At 39.5% G+C, this 1,930-nt stretch carries 1 protein-coding gene; it reads right to left on the minus strand.

Annotated elements, in window-relative coordinates:
- Positions 1-876, minus strand: an 876-nt coding sequence (locus JCM2765_RS16475; RefSeq protein WP_082405197.1) for a protein rep, incomplete at its 3' end; no start/stop codon positions are given.
- Positions 877-1,930 lie beyond the last annotated feature (1,054 nt).

Raw genomic sequence — 1,930 nt, forward strand, 5'->3', positions numbered from 1 at the left:
ATCCCCGTCAACATTCACCAAATCGCCATTATCGGCATCGTCCAATTTCAATTGCTGTTTAATTTGTTTCAACAAACCGCCATAGCCAATTTGGCGAGTACCAGCCAAGGCTTGTTCCAAGTCATCAATGACCTGTTGGTTACGATTATCATCGTCCGTCATGTAATCAGCAGACTTAACTTGATATTTAGCTGTTTCCTGCGCGCTAGCGAGCAAAGAGGCCTTTCCCTTAGATTTATTTGCCCGAACCGCTTCGACGTTCACAATCGGCTTATATGAGCTTCTAAGAGCCTTCTGCCACAAATCAGTCCAATTAGCCTGTGACAAATAATTTTCAGAACCCTTAAAATAGCTAATTTTAACAAATAACAAAACATGTAAATGCTGATGATAAGTGCCATTATCATTGATCGTAATTTCAGTTGACCGAACATATCCTAATAAATTCTTAGCCACTTTTCTATAGTGAACTAACTTAAAAAAAGCCCGAGTTAACGCCTTTAAACGCTGTTTTAAGTCGTTGCCGTTCACTGCATTACGTTCCGTAAGCGTCAAAAAAATAAATCGTCCCGTAGGCTGCTGCCGATGAGCTTCAGTCAAAATCTTCGTTAATTGGCTAGAATTTTTCATAGTCCGCCTCCAATTGCATAAAGGACATAGTCGGCTCTTACAAAACCACGTCTGATAAAGTTTAGTATTTCCATCAGGAAGTTTACGAAAACGCAAGACATCTGCACACCCCTGTACTTTATGTGCTTTCTTATACAGCAAAACTGACAAATACTCAGCATATCTTAAATTCTCTAATTTTCTCTGACGCCAAGGACGTGGTTTACCAAAATTATCTTTATCCTGTAATACTTTTCTGTCAGTCAAAACAAAAGCTCCCTTCACACGCCACGTGAAAGAGCTAGTCTTTTTTCACACATTTACTAAAACTAAAGGCTTGACGTTTAAAGACCCTTGTTTTAAACTAGTCCTAGTAAATACGAATAATAAAGATTAAAGACTAACTCACGTGTTCCGGACACCCAAATCAGGAACTTTCACGTGAGTATTTTTCTTTTTATACCCTAATAATACACTTCAGGCCAATAGAGTCAACGGATAAGGCCACTTTTCGAAAATATAATTGTTTCTAATATGTATCAAGATAAGAAGAAAACGCCAAAAATTGGCGTTTTTAAACCCCAAAAGCAGATCAGCAAAAACCGCTGAACTGCTTTTTTAAACCATGGCTTTCAGCCATACTGACCAGCTGAACCAGCTGGACCCCAAAAATGAGCGGGAGCTCCCGCTCAAACTCACCCCGCACTCGCCGTGGGGCAGGCAAAAAAAGCAGGTGTGCTTTTCTTTGCATGCGCAAAAGTGTCTTGGCCTAGTGAGTCTGTCAACTCCTTAAAGCCTCCAAGAGGGGCTAATATCGCCTATAAGGCTCTCTAAGCCCCTCTAAGTCGATTTACCGTTGACCGACAGTAAATTATACGGGTAATAGCTAAAATGGCTTATAGAGCAAATTAGAGGCATTTAAAAGCAATCTTCAAAGCCAATAAAGTCTGAAGGAGTTGGCAACTGGACTTTATTGGCTTTGAAGATTCCAACTGACGCAAGTCAGTTTTGTTTGAGCAAAGCGAAATCTGATACAGGTTTAAGTGTTTTAGCACAACTCCAATTTATTTGGAGTGTAAGTGCGCCTTTAGACCATTTAACGGAATTATGATATTCTTGATTTGTTTAAGACGATGGCTACTGACTAATACGAATTCACTAACTTGACAGAGCTAAGGCGGTAGTTACACAAAAAAGCAATCACCACGGATTTTATCATCCAAAGTGATTGCTTTTTTGTATCTTACCAGATCAAATAATTTTTTCGCTGTTGATCCCATTTAGCCACGATTAATTCAGCTTCAGTCGGTTCAGGTAATTT

It is taken from the genome of Secundilactobacillus similis DSM 23365 = JCM 2765 (genome assembly GCF_001311075.1).
In the GTDB taxonomy this organism is placed as follows: domain Bacteria; phylum Bacillota; class Bacilli; order Lactobacillales; family Lactobacillaceae; genus Secundilactobacillus; species Secundilactobacillus similis.